Here is a 16,960-nt window from a genome sequence, read left to right on the forward strand (position 1 = left end):
ACTATATGGATGTTCAGGCGCCCGGATTTCCGGATGTCCTCCCGAAACGCACAAGGACACATTTTCATGGCCGAAAATTCCTCCGCAGATAATTTCCCCGCCGGATATGAAGTGCCCAGGGTCTGGACCTGGGACAAGGGCAATGGCGGCCAGTTCGCCAATATCAACCGTCCAATCGCCGGTCCCACCCATGAAAAGGAACTGCCCGTCGGCAAGCACCCGCTGCAGCTTTATTCGCTGGCGACGCCGAACGGCCAGAAGGTCACCATCATGCTGGAAGAATTGCTGGCTGCCGGCCACAAGGGCGCAGATTATGATGCGTGGCTGATCAAGATCGGCGAAGGCGACCAGTTCGGTTCCGGTTTCGTCGGCGTCAATCCGAATTCCAAGATCCCGGCGCTGATGGATCATTCGACCCCTGAGCCGACGCGTGTTTTCGAAAGCGGCTCTATCCTCGTTTATCTTGCGGAAAAATTCGGCGCCTTCCTGCCGAAAGAGGGTAATGCCCGCACGCAGGTGCTGAACTGGCTGTTCTGGCAGATGGGCTCCGCCCCCTTCCTCGGCGGCGGTTTCGGCCATTTTTACGCCTATGCGCCGGTGAAGATCAAATATGCGATCGACCGTTACGCGATGGAGGTCAAACGCCAGCTCGACGTGCTGGACCGGCACCTCGCCGACAACCGTTATCTCGCCGGTTCGGAATATACGATCGCCGATATGGCCGTCTGGCCGTGGTATGGCAAGATCGCGCTCGGTCAGGCCTATGGCGATGCCGGTGCGTTCCTTGAAGCGGACAGCTATAAGAACGTCATGCGCTGGACGCTCGAAATCGGCGAGCGCCCGGCGGTCAAGCGCGGTGTGATCGTCAACAAAACCTCGGGCGATCCGTCCGAACAATTGCATGAACGCCACGATGCCTCCGACTTCGAAACGAAGACTGAGGACAGGATCGGCAAGGCATAACGAAAAGATTAGAGCGCTAAAAGCGCTCTAACTATTTGAATTGACGCATTTCCGGACGTAAAAGCGATTCCGCTTTTACTGGAAATGTTCTGGAAGGACTAAAGATGGCGAACCTGCCCGAAATGACCAAACACAAGGGATTTCCCTCCGGCATGCCGAGCACGGGCGTCCAGTTCACCATCCGTCGCGCCAACCCCAAAGGGATAACACCGATCAAGATGATACCCCGCCGGGCACGCAACGATACCAAGGAGCATCGCATCGATGCCGCCTTCCTGCACTCACTCTGGCACCATTTTGGTGCCGAGCCCTTCGAGCGCGGCAATCTCGACGCCGCCCGCCTCAACCTGCTTTTCGGCCGTGAGGTCATACCTGCGGAAAAGAATTTCGATCCGCTTTCCTATCAGGCGATGCTGGTCATCGATGAGCGCGTTGCCCGGCAGAATTTCCCGGAATCATTCGAGAATTTTTTCGAGATCTGAGGGCAGGCGACGGCATTTTTCCTGAGGGGGAGGAGGAACATGATTGTCGACATACTCCATATGGACCTGCAATGGCTGCGACGCTGGGTGAGGCAACGTCGCGGCGGTAACGCGGGCAGAGCATCGGGCAGTCGTGATCCAAAGCCAAAGATGACGCCGGAAGCTGCCCGGCTCGATCACCGGCAGATGCTGCGTTTCATGGCGTTCAATGCGGCGGTCGGCGTGCTGATCGGCGTCTGCGTCGGTGCAGCGCTGATTTTTCTCGACATTGGCGGTTTGGGCGCGCGCATCGGCCGCGCCGCAAATCCGGTTGTGCCGGTATTGCTGGTCGTCGTGCCCATCGCGTCCCTGTTCGGCGCGGCGGCCACCGCCTCGGCGATCCTGATGATGCCCTATGAAAAGAAATTCCGCGACGATGATGACGATGCGAGGGGAGAATAACCGCATGATCAAGAAAATCCTCATCGCCAATCGCGGCGAGATTGCCTGCCGGGTTATCAAGACCGCGAAGAAGATGGGCATCGCCACTGTCGCGGTCTATTCGGATGCGGACGCCAATGCGCTGCATGTGAGACAAGCGGATGAAGCCGTTCATATCGGCCCGGCTCCCTCGTCGCAGTCCTATATCGTCATCGATAAAATTCTGGAGGCGATCGCGAAGACCGGGGCGGATGCGGTCCATCCCGGTTACGGCTTCCTGTCGGAAAACGCCGCCTTTGCTAAGGCGCTGGAAAAGGCGGGCGTCGCCTTCATCGGCCCGCCTGTCGGCGCGATTGAGGCGATGGGCGACAAGATCACCTCGAAGAAACTGGCCGCCAAAGCGGGTGTTTCCACCGTTCCCGGCCATATGGGGTTGATTGAGGATGCGGATGAGGCGGTGAGGATCGCATCGCAGATCGGTTATCCCGTCATGATCAAGGCGTCCGCCGGCGGCGGCGGCAAGGGCATGCGCATCGCCTTCAACGACACCGAGGCGCGTGAGGGGTTTCAGTCCTCGAAAAACGAGGCGAAATCCTCCTTTGGCGACGACCGCATCTTCATCGAGAAATTCGTTACCCAGCCTCGCCATATCGAAATTCAGGTGCTGGGCGACAAGCACGGCAATATTCTCTATCTCGGTGAGCGCGAATGCTCGATCCAGCGGCGTAACCAGAAGGTCATCGAAGAAGCGCCGTCGCCGTTTCTGGACGAAGCGACCCGTAAGGTCATGGGCGAACAGGCCGTGGCGCTGGCAAGGGCGGTCGGTTACCATTCGGCCGGCACGGTGGAATTCATCGTCGATGGCGAGAGGAATTTCTACTTTCTGGAAATGAACACCCGCCTGCAGGTGGAACATCCGGTGACCGAGCTTGTCACCGGCATCGACCTGGTCGAACAGATGATCCGTGTGGCGTCAGGTGAAAAGCTTTCCTTCGCACAGGCGGATGTGAAACTGAACGGCTGGGCGATTGAAAGCCGGCTTTATGCCGAAGACCCCTATCGCAACTTCCTGCCTTCCATTGGCCGGCTGACGCGCTATCGTCCACCACAGGAAGGTGCGCAGGAGAACGGAACGGTCATCCGCAACGATACCGGCGTCTTCGAAGGCGGCGAAATATCGATGTATTACGATCCGATGATCGCCAAGCTGTGCAGCTGGGGCCAGGATCGCGGGACGGCCATCGACGCCATGGGGCAGGCGCTGGACCGTTTCGAGGTGGAGGGCATCGGCCACAATCTGCCCTTCCTGTCGGCCGTCATGCAGCATGAGCGTTTCCGGGCCGGAAGGCTTACGACGGGCTTTATCGCGGAAGAGTTTCCGGAAGGGTTTTCCGGCGTCGAGCCGGATGAAGCCGCGGCGCGCAAGCTTTCCACCATTGCCGCCATCATCAACCAGCGCGTACAGAACCGCGCGGTCGAAATTTCCGGCACCATCGGCAATCACCGCCGCATCGTCGGCCATGACTGGGTGGTTTCATTTGGCGCATTGGACCAAAGGGTCAGCGTTGAAACCGGTGCGGACGGCACGGCGGTCCGTTTTGAAGACGGGGCGGCGCTCACCATCGATACCGGCTGGCTTCCGGGCCAGAGTCTGGGTCTGTTCACGGTGGCGGGCGAAGTCATCGCCGCCAAGGTCGATCTTGCCGGTGCGGCGGTTCGCCTGCGCTGGCGCGGCATGGATATTCTCGTCCGCGTCCGCAGCCCGCGCGTTGCGGAACTGGCGCTGCTGATGCCGGAAAAACTGCCGCCGGATACATCGAAACTGCTGCTCTGCCCCATGCCTGGTGTCATTACCGGTATCTCTGTGGGCGAAGGCGACGAGGTGGAGGCCGGGCAGGCGCTGGCGACGGTGGAGGCCATGAAGATGGAAAATATTCTGCGCGCGGAAAAACGCGGTCGCGTTGCCAGGGTGGCGGCAAAACCGGGCGACAGCCTTGCGGTGGACGAGGTCATCCTCGAATTCGAGTGACGACCTTTGGCCGTTTTTGCGGAACGGATGCGGATCGGAGTGGTTTAAGGGGTCTGGCCTGCAGGCGGCCGTTCGATTTTCGTCACGATCAACCGCCACAGTGCTAAAATGAAATGCAGAAGGGGAGAGATGCATGTCGGGTGAAAAAACGGTGCGGGATTGGCTGCAGCTTGCCGAAAGGGAGCTGAAGCGCTCACCGGACACACTCGTCTGGCACACGCCGGAGGGCATCGAGGTCAAGCCGCTCTATACGGCTGACGATCTGCAGAAGATTTCCCATCTCGACAGCCTGCCGGGCTTTGCGCCTTTCACGCGCGGCCCGCGCGCCACCATGTATGCCGGGCGGCCCTGGACTATTCGCCAATATGCCGGTTTTTCCACGGCCGAGGCCTCGAATGCCTTTTATCGCAAGGCGCTCGCCGCCGGCCAGCAGGGTGTTTCCGTGGCCTTCGACCTCGCCACCCATCGCGGTTATGACAGTGATCACCCGCGCGTGGAGGGTGACGTCGGCAAGGCTGGTGTGGCGATCGACAGCGTCGAGGACATGAAAATCCTGTTCGACGGCATCCCGCTTGAAAAAGTCTCGGTGTCCATGACCATGAACGGCGCGGTCATTCCGGTGCTCGCCAGTTTCATCGTGGCGGGCGAAGAACAGGGCGTTCCCCGCGCCGCCCTTTCCGGCACCATCCAGAACGACATTCTCAAGGAGTTCATGGTCCGCAACACCTATATCTATCCGCCGGAACCCTCGATGCGGATCATTGCCGATATCATCGAATATACGGCGAAGGAGATGCCGAAATTCAACTCCATCTCCATATCAGGCTATCACATGCAGGAGGCGGGCGCGACGCTGGTGCAGGAGCTTGCTTTCACGCTGGCGGATGGCCGCGAATATGTGCGCGCGGCGCTGGCCAAGGGGCTGAATGTCGATGATTTCGCCGGGCGCCTGTCGTTCTTTTTCGCCATCGGCATGAATTTCTTCATGGAGGCGGCGAAGCTGCGCGCCGCGCGCCTGCTCTGGTCACGCATCATGGAGGAATTCAGGCCGCAGAAGGCCTCGTCGCTGATGCTGCGCACCCATTGCCAGACTTCCGGCGTCTCGCTTCAGGAGCAGGACCCCTATAACAACATCGTCCGCACCGCGTTTGAGGCCATGTCCGCCGTGCTTGGCGGCACGCAGTCGCTGCACACCAATTCCTTTGATGAGGCGATTGCCCTGCCGACGGAGTTTTCCGCCCGCATCGCCCGCAATACCCAGCTTATCCTCCAGCATGAAACAGGTGTTACCAAGGTCGCCGATCCCCTTGCCGGTTCTTATTACGTCGAAAGCCTGACCGATGAACTGGCTGAGAAAGCCTGGGCATTGATCGAGGAGGTGGAGGCGCTTGGCGGCATGACCAGGGCCGTGGCGGAAGGCCTGCCGAAACGGCTGATCGAAGAGGCGGCAACACGCCGCCAGGCGGCGGTGGACAAGGGCGAAGAGGTCATCGTCGGCGTCAACCGTTACCGTCTCGAAAACGAGGAAGATATCGATGTTCTCGATATCGACAATGCCGCCGTTCGCGCCGCGCAGATCCGCCGCATTGAGGAGACGCGCCGCCGCCGCGATGGCGAGGACGTGACCTCCGCCTTGGCGGCACTTTCCGAGATTGCCCGCAGCGGCAAGGGCAATATTCTCGAAGCCGCCGTTGCCGCCGCCCGCGCCCGCGCCACAGTGGGAGAGATTTCCGATGCATTGCGTGCGGTCTTCGGAGACCATGCCGCCGTGCCGGAGGTGGTGAGTGATATCTACGGTGAGGCCTATAAGGATGAGCCGGAACTTGCCACGCTCGCCGCCCGCCTCTCCGGTGTTGCTGAACGGATCGGCACCAAGCCGCGCATCATGGTCGCCAAGCTCGGGCAGGACGGACATGATCGCGGCGCGAAGGTCATTGCTTCAGCCTTTGGCGATATCGGTTTTGATGTGCTGGCCGGCCCCTTGTTCCAGACTCCCGTTGAAGCGGCGGATATCGCCGTTCAGAACAGGGTTCATGTGGTCGGTATGTCATCGCTCGCCGCCGGTCATAAGACGCTTGCGCCGCAGCTGGTCGAAGCGCTGAAACAGAAGGGCGCGGAAGACATCATCGTCGTGGTCGGCGGCGTCATTCCGCGGCAGGATTATCAGTTCCTGCTCGATCACGGCGTTTCGGCAATTTTCGGACCCGGCACCAATGTCATGGACGCGGCCAACAAGGTTCTCGACCTGCTCGAAGGCGTCAGGCGGAACGTGTGAGGGGAAGAAGACCATGTTCGGAAGACTGAATCACGTCGCCATCGCGGTGCCCGATCTCGAAGCCGCCGTCACCCGCTACAGGGCGCTTGGCGCAGCGGTCTCGGAGCCGCAATCGCTGCCTGAACACGGGGTGACGGTGGTTTTCATTCAGGCTGAAAATACCAAGATCGAGCTTCTTTATCCGCTCGGCGAAAATTCGCCGATTGCCGCCTTTCTCGAAAGAAATCCGGGCGGCGGGACGCACCATCTCTGCTTCGAGGTGCCGGATATTGCCGCGGCCCGTGATGACCTCATCAAGAAGGGCGTTCGAATTCTGGGTGATGGCCAGCCGAAGATCGGCGCCCATGGCAATCCCGTTCTTTTCCTGCACCCGAAGGATATGGGCGGCGTGCTCTATGAGCTTGAGCAGGTTTCTCAGACACACGACTGAAACATAAATCTCCTAGAGCATTTCCAGGAAAAGTGGCCCCCGGTTTTCCGTCCGGAAATGCGGCAAGCACGAGTTCGAGCGTTTTCGCGATTCGAAGAAAAGCGAAAATGCTCCAGGAGGCTGACGTTGTGAAGCGCTGCTCATGGCGACGCTTTCATTTGCGTTCGTATGGTTCGTTTGTTTTCTTTTGACATTCGTTTTGTTTTCGTTTTTATGTAATTGTCTTTCCATAAGGGGTTTCTCCCCTGCATTGTCGCGGAGGCTTCATGTCCGGCGAAAACATTTTTGATCTTTTTGTCATCGGTGGCGGCGTCAATGGCTGCGGCATTGCCCGCGATGCTGTGGGCAGAGGTTATTCCGTGGCGCTTGCGGAAAAGGGCGATTTTGCCTCCGGCACATCTTCGGCGGCCACCAAGCTCATTCATGGCGGTTTGCGGTATCTCGAACATTACGAATTCCGCCTCGTGCGTGAAGCGCTGATGGAGCGGGAAATCCTCTGGGCCATGGCTCCGCATGTTATCTGGCCCATGCGTTTCGTTCTGCCCATTCAGAAGGGCGGAGTACGCCCGGCCTGGATGGTCCGGCTCGGCCTGTTTCTTTATGACAATCTCGGCGGCCGCAAACTTTTGCCGGCGACCCGTACGCTCGATCTTCGCAAGGACCCGGCGGGCAAGCCTCTGAAACCGGCTTTTGCCAGGGCTTTCGAATATTCCGACGGCTGGGTGGATGATGCCCGCTTTGTGGTCCTCAACGCACGCGATGCGGCGGATCGCGGCGCGACCATCATGAACCGCACGCGGGTCGTTTCCGCACGGCGCGAAGGCGGGCTGTGGCTCGTCGAGACGCTGGACGAAAAAACCGGTCGTTCAGCCACGCATAAAGCACGCATGCTGGTCAACGCTGCCGGTCCCTGGGTGGATACCGTGCTTTCCGGCGTCTGCGGGCGCAAGGATGTTCACAACGTCCGGCTCGTGCAGGGCAGCCACATCATCGTGCGCAGGAAGTTTTCCGATCCGCGCGCCTATTTCTTCCAGAACCCGGATAACCGCATCATCTTCGCCATTCCCTATGAGCGGGATTTCACGCTGATCGGCACCACCGACCGCGACTACAAGGGTGACCCGGCCAAGGTTCGCATTTCCGAGGAGGAGATTTCCTATCTCTGCAACGCGGCGAGCGACTATTTCAGCGAACCCGTTCGGCCGGAAGACATCGTCTGGACTTATTCCGGCGTGCGGCCGCTCTTTGATGACGGCGCTTCGAAAGCGCAGGAAGCTACACGCGATTACGTGCTGAAGGTTGAAGAGACCGAGGGTGAGGCTCCACTCCTCAATATTTTCGGCGGCAAGCTCACCACCTATCGGCGGTTGGCGGAACACGCGCTGGAAAAGATCGGCGCGGCGATCGGCGAAAAGGGCAAGCCGTGGACGGCGGGCTCTCACCTGCCGGGCGGCGATTTCGGCGCGCAGAGATATGAGGCGCAGGTTCGGGCGCTCGTCTCCCAATACCCTTTCCTTGATGGACGCCATGCCGAGCGGCTGGTCAGAAACTACGGCACAAAGGCTGTGGAACTGTTGGGCAGGGCCACCGATATGTCCGGTCTCGGCCGGCATTTTGGCGGCACGCTTTACGAATGCGAAGTGCGCTGGCTGGTGGAACACGAATGGGCGTTTGCGGCCGAGGATATTCTCTGGCGACGCACGAAGCAGGGCCTGCGCCTGAGCAAGGACGAGGCCGCGGCTCTGGATGACTTCGTGGTCATGCTGACAGGCGGTAGGCAAAAGACCGAAGCCGTGGCGGAACGGGCCTGAGCTTCCGCCAGGTTTTACGTCAATTCCCCGAGTTCCTCAGCGGTCTCTCGGGGCCGTCGGCGCTCAAGATGTAGTCGTCGGCAGCGGAAAGGGCGTGTTCCATATGTCCTTCGAACACCAGTTCCGGCTCGTGGGGAGCGATTGCGATTTTTGGCATTCCGCCGAAGCGCACGGCCTGCGATTGGGCAAGGCCGTCGTGAAGGCCGCTTTCCAGAAGGTCGAAATAACGGGTGCCGGGGCCGGTGATGAAAACCGGCATATGGCCGTGCAAGCTGAAGAGGCGTGAAAGGCCGTTGCCGAGCGCCAGCCCGGCGGTGCGGAAGGCAAACCGCGCCATGCGGCCCCCGGCGCGGGCCGAAGCGGCGATCTTGTCGACCTCGGCGATCGGTACGAACTTTGCTGGTTCCGCCTGTGGCGGGGCCTCGAAAGCCGAGCGCAGGATGGCGTAAAATCCGGAATAGGCCTCAATGCAGCCCCTGGTGCCGCAACGGCAGAGCGCACCATCGGCCAGATGCAGCATATGACCGAAATTGGGGGCGCTGACTTCGATTGCGCCGCCCGTTGCGCGGGCAATGCCAAGGCCGATGCTGTGGCCGAGCGACAGGGTGACCAGCGCTTCCGGCGCCGGGGTTTCCCTTGCGTGCTCCCGCATCCAGATGGCTTTTGCGGCCAGCAGCGTCTCGTTGTTCAGCGTCACGCGGGTGCGGCCGTCTTGCGAAATAAGCTGCTGGAAATCTATCTTTTCGTTACCGAGGACTGGCGACCACACGAGTACAGCCGTTGCCGCATCCACGAGGCCCTTGCTGCTGATCGAGACCTGAAGAATGTCGTGGCGGTTGATGCGGGAACGGTCCGCAAGTCTCGCAAGGCCCGCCAATATCCAACCTCCGAACGAGCCTTTTTCAGCCGTGATCCTCTGCTCGGTAAAGCGGTCCACCAGCTTGCCGGCATAATCGACGAGCGAATATTGCACGCTGTCGGAGGAGATGATGACGATCGCAACGTAGCAGAAGTCGCCGCTTGGCGCGAAGAGGATACGCGGTCGCCCGCGGCCGGCAGTGGCAAGCTGCTCTTTCCTGAGAATGAGCCCCGCACGTTCGAGTTCCATGGTGATGGCGGAAACGGTTGCGGAGGCAAGCCCGGTGAAAGTCGACATGTCGGTATGGGAAAGACTGCCGTGCAGACGCAGTGCCGCCATCACCGACAGGCTGTTTTTCTGGCGCACCAGTTCCGTGCTTGCAATGGCGGACATGGGCTGGGGCATGCTCCCTGAACGGCTTTTTTCCTGTCGTGCTGATCCCTCTGATGGCGCATGCCGAAAGCAAGATCAAGGCACCCGGATGCTGCCCGCAGCCGTTGTTGACAGCATGGGGAATCTCTGACATTAATTTTCTCGACTGTCGAGAAAATTGTGAAATCACAGAGACCGGCAGCTTTTTCCGGGCGTTTTTCCTGCATGGAGGTGCAGGCTTCGCCCTTACCGGGAGGACATCATGAATTCTTTTGCCAAGCTTTTGGCGGGTACAGCCGTACTCGTTTCCCTGCATACTGCCGCTATTGCGGCTGATCTCGTCGTTGGCGTTTCCTGGTCGAATTTCCAGGAAGAACGCTGGAAGACGGATGAGGCGGCCATCAAGTCCGCTCTCGACAAGGCTGGCGCGAAGTACATTTCCGCCGATGCGCAATCGTCCGCCGCAAAGCAGCTGACCGACGTGGAATCGCTGATTTCCCAGGGCGCCAACGCGCTGATCATCCTGGCGCAGGACAGCGACGCGATTGGCCCGGCCGTTGAAAAGGCTGTTGCCGAGGGTATTCCGGTCGTTGGTTATGACCGCCTGATCGAAAACAAGAACGCCTTCTACATTACCTTCGACAACAAGGAAGTCGGTCGCCTTCAGGCAGCCGAAGTCTTCAAGGTGAAGCCGGAAGGCAACTATGTCTTCATCAAGGGCTCGTCTTCCGATCCGAACGCGGACTTCCTTTTTGCCGGCCAGCAGGAAGTGCTGAAGGCCGCCATCGACGGGGGCAAGATCAAGAATGTCGGCGAAGCCTATACCGATGGCTGGAAGCCGGAAAATGCCCAGAAGAACATGGAACAGTTTCTGACCAAGAATAACAACAAGGTCGATGCTGTTGTCGCCTCGAATGACGGCACGGCCGGTGGCGCAATCGCCGCTCTCGCCGCGCAGGGCATGGCGGGTTCGGTGCCCGTTTCCGGTCAGGATGCAGACTTCGCCGCGCTTAACCGCGTCGCACTCGGCACGCAGACGGTATCCGTCTGGAAGGACAGCCGCGAACTCGGCAAAGAAGCGGCCGGTATTGCGCTCGCGCTTGCTGGCGGCAAGAAGATGACGGAAATCAAGGGCGTCACCGCCTTTGACGGCGGCCCGAAGAAGGTCACGATGCAGTCGGTCTTCCTCAAGCCGATCGCCATCACCAAGGACAATCTGAACGTCGTCATCGACGCCGGCTGGATCAAGAAGGAAACGGCCTGCCAGGGTGTGAAGGCCGGAACCGTCAAAGCCTGCGATTGATCGAATACGTCCCGGTTTGGGCGCTGCGTCATGGTTCATGGCGCGGCGCCTTTAGAGCATTTCCAGGAAAAGTGGAGCCCGGTTTTCCGTCCGGAAATGCGCCAGAACAAAGAGTTAGAGCGTTTTCGCGATTCGAGGAAAAGCGAAAACGCTCTAAGATGTAAGGAGCACCGGCAGTTCATGGCCGATATGACCCAATCCAATTCCACGACGTCGCAAAAGACGGAAAAAACAGGCTCGATTGCGCGCTTCATCAACGCCACCGAGCTGGATACCAGACTGCTCGGCATGGTCGGCGCGCTTCTTCTGATCTGGATCGGTTTCCACATTCTTTCGGGTGGGCTGTTCCTGACGCCGCGAAACCTCTGGAACCTCTCCGTGCAGACCGCTTCCGTGGCTGTCATGGCGACCGGCATGGTGCTCGTCATCGTCACCCGCAACATCGACCTTTCGGTCGGATCGATCCTTGGTTTTTCCGGCATGATCATGGGTGTCATGCAGGCGGAAATCCTGCCGCAGCTTCTCGGCTTCGAACATTGGGCGACATGGATCGTCACGCTTCTGGTCGGCATTCTCGTCGGCGGCGCCATCGGCATGCTGCAGGGCTCGATCATCGCCTTCCTCAACGTGCCGTCCTTCATCGTCACGCTCGGCGGTCTGCTGGTCTGGCGCGGCGGCACCTGGTTCGTCACAAGCGGCCGCACCGTGGCGCCGATGGATTCCACCTTCCGCCTGATGGGCGGCGGCACCAGCGGCTCGATCGGCGCGACATGGAGCTGGATCGCTGCCATTGTCGCCTGTGTCGCCATCGTCGCGGCAATCCTCAATTCCCGTCACCAGCGCCGCCGTTTCGGCTTTCCGCTGCGGCCGGTCTGGGCGGAATATTTTCTGGTGGCGCTCGGCTGCTTTGTCGTCATCGGTTTCGTGGCTGTCGTCAACAGCTACCCCTGGCCGATCAACATCGCCCGCAATTATGCCGATGCCAATGGCATCACCTGGCCGGATGGTGGCCTGTTCATTCCGCACGGCATTGCCATTCCGGTGCTGATGGCGCTCGCCGTTGGTGCAGTGATGACCTTCATCGCCACGCGGCTGCGCTTCGGACGTTATGTCTTCGCCATCGGCGGCAACCCGGAAGCGGCCGAACTCGCCGGCATCAAGACCCGCTGGGTCACGGTGAAGATATTCACGCTGATGGGCGTTCTCTGCGCCATCGCCGCGGCAATCTCCACTGCCCGCCTCAACGCGGCAACCAACGCCCAGGGTGAACTGGACGAACTTTATACGATCGCGGCGGCGGTCATCGGCGGCACCTCGCTTGCCGGCGGTGTCGGAACCATAGCCGGCGCGATGCTCGGCGCGCTCGTCATGCAGTCGCTGCAATCCGGCATGGTGCTGGTGGGCATCGACACGCCCTTCCAGCGCATCGTCGTCGGTGTGGTTCTGGTCGTCGCCGTCTGGCTCGACACCATCTACCGCGCCCGCGCCAAGTAAGAACCGAGGAGAACTCCTATGACGGAACAAGTCACGCCCCTCGTGGAAATGCGCAATATTTCCATTTCCTTCGGCGGTATCCATGCGGTGGAAAACGCCTCTGTCGACCTTTTCCCCGGTGAGGTGGTGGCCCTTCTCGGCCACAACGGCGCGGGCAAATCGACGCTCATCAAGATATTGTCCGGCGCCTACCGGCGCGATGGCGGCGATATCCTCATCAATGGCGAGGATGCGGATATCCGCAATCCCCGCGACGCCAAGAAATATGGCATTGAAACCATCTACCAGACGCTGGCGGTGGCGGATAATGTCGATGCGGCGGCCAATCTCTATCTCGGCCGCGAGCTGAAAACGAAATGGGGCACGTTGGATGATGTCGCCATGGAGGCCTCGGCCCGGGAGGTCATGGGGCGTCTCAACCCCAATTTCCGGCGTTTCAAGGAGCCGGTAAAGGCATTGTCGGGCGGCCAGCGGCAGTCCGTCGCCATCGCCCGCGCCATCCTTTTCGACGCCCGCATCCTCATCATGGACGAACCGACAGCGGCGCTCGGGCCGCAGGAAACCGCGCAGGTAGGCGATCTCGTCAAGGAGCTGAAACGGCAGGGCATCGGCATCTTCCTCATCAGCCACGATATCCATGACGTCTTCGACCTGGCGGACAGGGTATTCGTGATGAAGAACGGCAAGGTGGTCGGCCATGCCCGCACGGAAGATGTGACGAAGGACGAGGTTCTCGGCATGATCATTCTGGGCAAGGTGCCGTCTGGCGCTGTGGCGGGCCCGGGCGCGGTCGTCTCCTGACACCTGCCTTTAAATGAAATAAAGATATAAAGATTTCTTTATATCTATTGACATTGTGACACCCGTAGTGAGAAATGCGGGTGTCATGGTTCTCCGGGCCTGATTATTTCAATCCCGGAGCTAAGAGGGAATCCGGTGCGCCGACGATCGGCAAGACCGGAGCTGCCCCCGCAACTGTAAGCGGCGAGCCTTTGTCCAGGATGTCACTGGGGCTAAAAGCCCCGGGAAGACGGGCAGGGGCGGCGACCCGTAAGCCAGGAGACCTGCCAGGACAAAATAACGTCCACGGGCGGGGTGTCCCGGTGGTTGCTGCAATGGTTCGGCAAGCCGGACCTGCACGCGTCCGCTTTACCCATGCCCCCACAACCAAATGGGGTATGACAATGTCAGACAAGACCATTCCAGTCGCATCGCTCGGTTTCCCGAGGATCGGCCGTCATCGCGAACTGAAGTTCGCGCTTGAAGGCTTCTGGTCCGGAAAGATTTCCGAAACGGAACTTCTCGAAACCGCCGCCAGGCTGCGCGCCGAAAACTGGGTGCTTCAGCAGGAGAAGGGGATTAGCCACATCCCCTCCAATGATTTTTCCCTCTACGATCATGTCCTCGATACGGCCGTGATGGTGGGCGCCGTTCCATTCCTCTATGGATGGGCGGGTGGAGATGTTTCCCTCTCGACCTATTTCGCCATGGCGCGCGGCAGCCAGAGCGAGGGGCATGCAGGCTGCGGCCATGCGCATGAAGGGCATTCGCATCATGGTCATGGCGTTCCGGCGCTGGAAATGACCAAATGGTTCGACACCAACTATCATTACATGGTGCCGGAGGTCTCCGAGGATCAGCATTTCGAACTGACCTCGCAAAAGCCGGTCGACCACTTCCTTGAGGCGAAGGCGCTCGGCATCCATACGCGTCCGGTCATTCTCGGTCCGGTCACGTTCCTGAAGCTTGCCAAGGCGCGTGAAGCTGCTTTCAAGCCGCTTGATCTGCTGGCGAGGCTGCTGCCTGTCTATGAAGAGCTGCTGCGCCGCCTGCACGCGGTAGGCGCAGACTGGGTGCAGATCGACGAACCCGTGGCCGTATTGGACCTTTCCGAGGGGGAGCGTCATGCACTGGCTGTGGCCTATCAGGCTTTGTCCAGGGCCGCGCCGGATCTGAAGATCCTGCTCGCCACCTATTTCGGTGGGCTTGAGGACAATCTCGAAACCGTCACCGCGCTGCCGGTTGCCGGCCTTCATGTGGATCTGCTGCGAGCACCCGCTGCGTTGGAGGCGGTGTTGAAGGTGCTGCCGGAAAATCGCGTTCTGTCGCTGGGCGTCATCGATGGCCGCAACATCTGGCGTGCTGATCTCGCCGCGATCGTCACCCGATTGGAACCCATCATCGCGTCACGCGGTGCGGCGGCGTTTCAGATTGCGCCGTCCTGCTCGCTGCTGCATGTTCCGGTCGATTTGGAACTGGAAACCGGCCTCGATGCCGATCTGAAGGGCTGGCTTTCCTTTGCCAGCCAGAAGCTCGACGAGATTGCCACGCTTGGCAAGGCTCTCGGTGAGGGCAAGGCCGCTGTAACCCCGGAACTGGAGGCTGCCTCGAAGGCGGTTGCCGCACGCGCATCCTCGCCTAAGGTAACGGATGCCGCCGTGCAAAAGCGTATCGCGACGATCGGCGATGCCGACAGGAAACGGCTAAGCCCGTTTGCCGAGCGGCAGAAGCTGCAGTCGCAGGCCATTACGCTTCCGCTTTTCCCGACGACGACCATCGGCTCCTTCCCGCAGACGCCGGAGGTGCGCAAGGCCCGATCAGCGCATTCGAAGGGCGCCCTGAGCGATGCGCAGTATGAAACATTCCTGCAGAAAGAAACGGAAGCGGCCATCCGCTGGCAGGAGGATATCGGTCTCGATGTGCTTGTTCACGGCGAGTTCGAGCGCAACGACATGGTGCAATATTTTGGCGAGCAGCTGTCCGGCTTCGCCTTTACCCAGCATGCGTGGGTGCAGAGTTACGGCTCGCGTTACGTGCGTCCGCCCATCATCTTCGGCGATGTGTCGCGTCCGAAGCCGATGACGGTCCGCTGGTGGGAATATTCCCAGTCGCTCACCGACAAGCCCGTCAAGGGCATGCTGACCGGACCGGTGACGATCCTTAACTGGTCCTTTGTCCGCGATGATATCGCCAGAAGTCTGACATGCCGGCAGATCGCGCTCGCCATCCGCGACGAGGTCAACGATCTCGAGGCGGCCGGGGCGCAGATGATCCAGATCGATGAGGCGGCTCTTCGCGAAGGCCTGCCGCTTCGGCACCGGGACTGGCAGGATTATCTCGGCTGGGCGGTGGAGTGCTTTCGTATTTGCTCCGGCGGCGTGGATGATCGCACACAGGTGCACACCCATATGTGCTACTCCGAATTCAACCAGATCATCGATGCCATTGCGGCGATGGATGCCGACGTGATCTCCATAGAGACGTCGCGCTCGAAGATGGAATTGCTGGATGCGTTTCGGACTTACAAATATCCGAACCAGATCGGTCCCGGCGTTTACGACATCCATTCGCCGCGTGTGCCTGATGTTGGAGAAATGGTCGATCTTCTGGCGCTGGCGCGGGAGCGTCTTGACGACCGGCAGCTCTGGATCAACCCCGATTGCGGCCTGAAGACCCGCAAGTGGGAGGAGGTCAGGCCGGCCCTCGTCAACATGGTTGCCGCCGCCGTCGAGCTTCGCCGCGCGGCGCCCTGATATGAAGTGAGGCCCGGCAAAACCGGGCCTCACTCATGGCTTGCGCCAATAAAATGTGGAGGAAGATATGTGAATGACTCTCCTGCTGGATGGAGCCAGCCGGACAGACAAGACGTTCCCAGGCTCTCACGACTGGAGGCCGGCGCGGAAACGCTCACGCCTGCGGGTTCATGCCGTTGCGAAAGCGTTCAATGCAGGTCGGCCTGTGCCAAGGCGCTGACATTGATTTCTGCGTTTACCAGCGGCAGACCCTGCTGATTGATGTCCTGGGCCAGCGACAGCAATGCCATTTCCAGGAAATAGGTCGACATGCCCAGTTCCAGAGATTTCGAGCGCTGGCAAAGATAGGAAACCATCCGCCCGAGCGCCAGAATCTCGTCTGCATTGTCCTGTTCAAGTATAGCTGTGGTAGACGCCACCATGATTCCCTCTCGACAGTCGACAGTATGAAAACGCTTTGATGTTGCGTTGTTCATTTTTGACCACATCGAGCGTCACGCGAGCGTCACACCTGCGTCAATTGTCGTTTTTGTCTGCCGGCGCGCTGGCATTTTCCGCCGCTTCAGTCGCCGCAAGCGATGTCACGAGGGCGACGATGCTTCTGCGCACGGCGGCGCTCTTGATGCGCGAAAAGGCCTGGTTGAGCGAAAAGCCTTCATTCGAAGCCACGAAGGTCTGCATGGCGTTGATCGTGCCAAGAGCCGGATTTGACGGGTCGCCATCGGGCGTGGCATTGGCGAACAGGGAGCTGACCTCCACGCCGAGGATCGACGCAATGGCCTGCAGGCGGGACGCGCCGACTCGGTTGGCGCCCTTTTCATATTTCTGGACCTGCTGGAAGGTGATGCCCAATCGCCCGGCCAGCGCACTCTGACTCATGCCGAGCGACTTGCGGCGCATTCTGATTTGTGCGCCGACATGGACGTCGATCGGGCTGGGTAGTTTGGCCTGCATTACAAATTCCTCCGGTTGAGGTTCTTAAATCCGAT

Annotated in this window: 14 protein-coding genes and 1 riboswitch; of the genes, 11 read left to right on the forward strand and 3 right to left on the reverse strand. The window is 60.0% G+C overall.

Annotated elements, in window-relative coordinates; translation table 11 throughout:
• The first annotated feature begins 66 nt into the window (after positions 1 to 66).
• The 7 genes from yghU to CFB10_RS04700 all read left to right on the forward strand — a co-directional run bounded on the left by yghU (position 67) and on the right by CFB10_RS04700 (position 8,410).
• Positions 67 to 963 (forward strand): glutathione-dependent disulfide-bond oxidoreductase, encoded by an 897-nt coding sequence (gene yghU / locus CFB10_RS04665; protein ID WP_020012144.1) that lies wholly within the window; start codon positions 67 to 69, stop codon positions 961 to 963.
• Positions 964 to 1,067: 104 nt separating this feature from the next.
• On the forward strand, positions 1,068 to 1,445 hold the full coding sequence (locus tag CFB10_RS04670) for a hypothetical protein (RefSeq protein ID WP_020012143.1): 378 nt from the start codon (positions 1,068 to 1,070) through the stop codon (positions 1,443 to 1,445).
• Positions 1,446 to 1,484: 39 nt separating this feature from the next.
• Positions 1,485 to 1,886, forward strand: a complete 402-nt coding sequence (locus CFB10_RS04675; RefSeq protein WP_003509580.1) for a hypothetical protein — start codon at positions 1,485 to 1,487, stop codon at positions 1,884 to 1,886.
• A 4-nt stretch (positions 1,887 to 1,890) separates the two neighbouring features.
• The gene (locus tag CFB10_RS04680) at positions 1,891 to 3,894 is read left to right on the forward strand and encodes an acetyl/propionyl/methylcrotonyl-CoA carboxylase subunit alpha (RefSeq protein WP_020012141.1); all 2,004 of its coding nucleotides are present in this window, start codon (positions 1,891 to 1,893) and stop codon (positions 3,892 to 3,894) included.
• A 133-nt stretch (positions 3,895 to 4,027) separates the two neighbouring features.
• A complete protein-coding gene (scpA, locus tag CFB10_RS04685) occupies positions 4,028 to 6,169 on the forward strand; it encodes a methylmalonyl-CoA mutase (RefSeq protein WP_020012140.1) in 2,142 nt (713 codons plus the stop codon).
• Between the two features lie 13 nt (positions 6,170 to 6,182).
• Positions 6,183 to 6,599, forward strand: coding sequence for a methylmalonyl-CoA epimerase (gene mce, locus CFB10_RS04690; protein ID WP_020012139.1), 417 nt, complete (start codon positions 6,183 to 6,185; stop codon positions 6,597 to 6,599).
• A gap of 266 nt (positions 6,600 to 6,865) precedes the next feature.
• A complete protein-coding gene (locus CFB10_RS04700) occupies positions 6,866 to 8,410 on the forward strand; it encodes a glycerol-3-phosphate dehydrogenase (RefSeq protein ID WP_020012138.1) in 1,545 nt (514 codons plus the stop codon).
• Positions 8,411 to 8,429: 19 nt separating this feature from the next.
• Here the strand turns inward: CFB10_RS04700 and CFB10_RS04705 are convergent, their stop codons facing one another.
• On the reverse strand, positions 8,430 to 9,662 hold the full coding sequence (locus CFB10_RS04705) for an ROK family transcriptional regulator (RefSeq protein ID WP_020012137.1): 1,233 nt from the start codon (positions 9,660 to 9,662) through the stop codon (positions 8,430 to 8,432).
• A gap of 241 nt (positions 9,663 to 9,903) precedes the next feature.
• On the opposite strand from CFB10_RS04705, the gene xylF reads away from it, so the two are divergent.
• The 4 genes from xylF to metE all read left to right on the forward strand — a co-directional run bounded on the left by xylF (position 9,904) and on the right by metE (position 15,971).
• Positions 9,904 to 10,944, forward strand: a complete 1,041-nt coding sequence (xylF, locus tag CFB10_RS04710) for a D-xylose ABC transporter substrate-binding protein (protein WP_020012136.1) — start codon at positions 9,904 to 9,906, stop codon at positions 10,942 to 10,944.
• Positions 10,945 to 11,124: 180 nt separating this feature from the next.
• Positions 11,125 to 12,438: a sugar ABC transporter permease gene (locus CFB10_RS04715; RefSeq protein ID WP_020012135.1), complete on the forward strand. Its 1,314-nt coding sequence runs from the start codon at positions 11,125 to 11,127 to the stop codon at positions 12,436 to 12,438.
• A gap of 18 nt (positions 12,439 to 12,456) precedes the next feature.
• Positions 12,457 to 13,239, forward strand: coding sequence for an ATP-binding cassette domain-containing protein (locus tag CFB10_RS04720; protein WP_003509572.1), 783 nt, complete (start codon positions 12,457 to 12,459; stop codon positions 13,237 to 13,239).
• Between the two features lie 69 nt (positions 13,240 to 13,308).
• A riboswitch (cobalamin riboswitch) is annotated at positions 13,309 to 13,525 on the forward strand.
• 97 nt (positions 13,526 to 13,622) lie between these two features.
• Positions 13,623 to 15,971, forward strand: a complete 2,349-nt coding sequence (metE, locus tag CFB10_RS04725) for a 5-methyltetrahydropteroyltriglutamate--homocysteine S-methyltransferase (RefSeq protein WP_020012133.1) — start codon at positions 13,623 to 13,625, stop codon at positions 15,969 to 15,971.
• A gap of 188 nt (positions 15,972 to 16,159) precedes the next feature.
• On the opposite strand, the gene CFB10_RS04730 is transcribed toward metE, so the two are convergent.
• Positions 16,160 to 16,393 carry a hypothetical protein gene (locus CFB10_RS04730; protein WP_026364026.1) on the reverse strand — a complete coding sequence of 78 codons (234 nt, stop codon included), beginning with the start codon at positions 16,391 to 16,393 and terminating at the stop codon, positions 16,160 to 16,162.
• Positions 16,394 to 16,487: 94 nt separating this feature from the next.
• A complete protein-coding gene (locus CFB10_RS04735) occupies positions 16,488 to 16,925 on the reverse strand; it encodes a helix-turn-helix domain-containing protein (RefSeq protein ID WP_020012131.1) in 438 nt (145 codons plus the stop codon).
• Positions 16,926 to 16,960: the final 35 nt, after the last annotated feature.

Origin of the sequence: Agrobacterium sp. 719_389 (assembly GCF_900188475.1) — a bacterium.
Lineage (GTDB): Bacteria > Pseudomonadota > Alphaproteobacteria > Rhizobiales > Rhizobiaceae > Agrobacterium > Agrobacterium radiobacter.

Bases quoted from the DNA above. Each gene is read 5' to 3' on its own strand.
- yghU (WP_020012144.1), top strand. From the start codon at position 67: ATGGCCGAAAATTCCTCCGCAGATAATTTCCCCGCCGGATATGAAGTG.
- CFB10_RS04670 (WP_020012143.1), top strand. From the start codon at position 1,068: ATGGCGAACCTGCCCGAAATGACCAAACACAAGGGATTTCCCTCCGGC.
- CFB10_RS04675 (WP_003509580.1), top strand. From the start codon at position 1,485: ATGATTGTCGACATACTCCATATGGACCTGCAATGGCTGCGACGCTGG.
- CFB10_RS04680 (WP_020012141.1), top strand. From the start codon at position 1,891: ATGATCAAGAAAATCCTCATCGCCAATCGCGGCGAGATTGCCTGCCGG.
- scpA (WP_020012140.1), top strand. From the start codon at position 4,028: ATGTCGGGTGAAAAAACGGTGCGGGATTGGCTGCAGCTTGCCGAAAGG.
- mce (WP_020012139.1), top strand. From the start codon at position 6,183: ATGTTCGGAAGACTGAATCACGTCGCCATCGCGGTGCCCGATCTCGAA.
- CFB10_RS04700 (WP_020012138.1), top strand. From the start codon at position 6,866: ATGTCCGGCGAAAACATTTTTGATCTTTTTGTCATCGGTGGCGGCGTC.
- CFB10_RS04705 (WP_020012137.1), bottom strand. From the start codon at position 9,662: ATGTCCGCCATTGCAAGCACGGAACTGGTGCGCCAGAAAAACAGCCTG.
- xylF (WP_020012136.1), top strand. From the start codon at position 9,904: ATGAATTCTTTTGCCAAGCTTTTGGCGGGTACAGCCGTACTCGTTTCC.
- CFB10_RS04715 (WP_020012135.1), top strand. From the start codon at position 11,125: ATGGCCGATATGACCCAATCCAATTCCACGACGTCGCAAAAGACGGAA.
- CFB10_RS04720 (WP_003509572.1), top strand. From the start codon at position 12,457: ATGACGGAACAAGTCACGCCCCTCGTGGAAATGCGCAATATTTCCATT.
- metE (WP_020012133.1), top strand. From the start codon at position 13,623: ATGTCAGACAAGACCATTCCAGTCGCATCGCTCGGTTTCCCGAGGATC.
- CFB10_RS04730 (WP_026364026.1), bottom strand. From the start codon at position 16,393: ATGGTGGCGTCTACCACAGCTATACTTGAACAGGACAATGCAGACGAG.
- CFB10_RS04735 (WP_020012131.1), bottom strand. From the start codon at position 16,925: ATGCAGGCCAAACTACCCAGCCCGATCGACGTCCATGTCGGCGCACAA.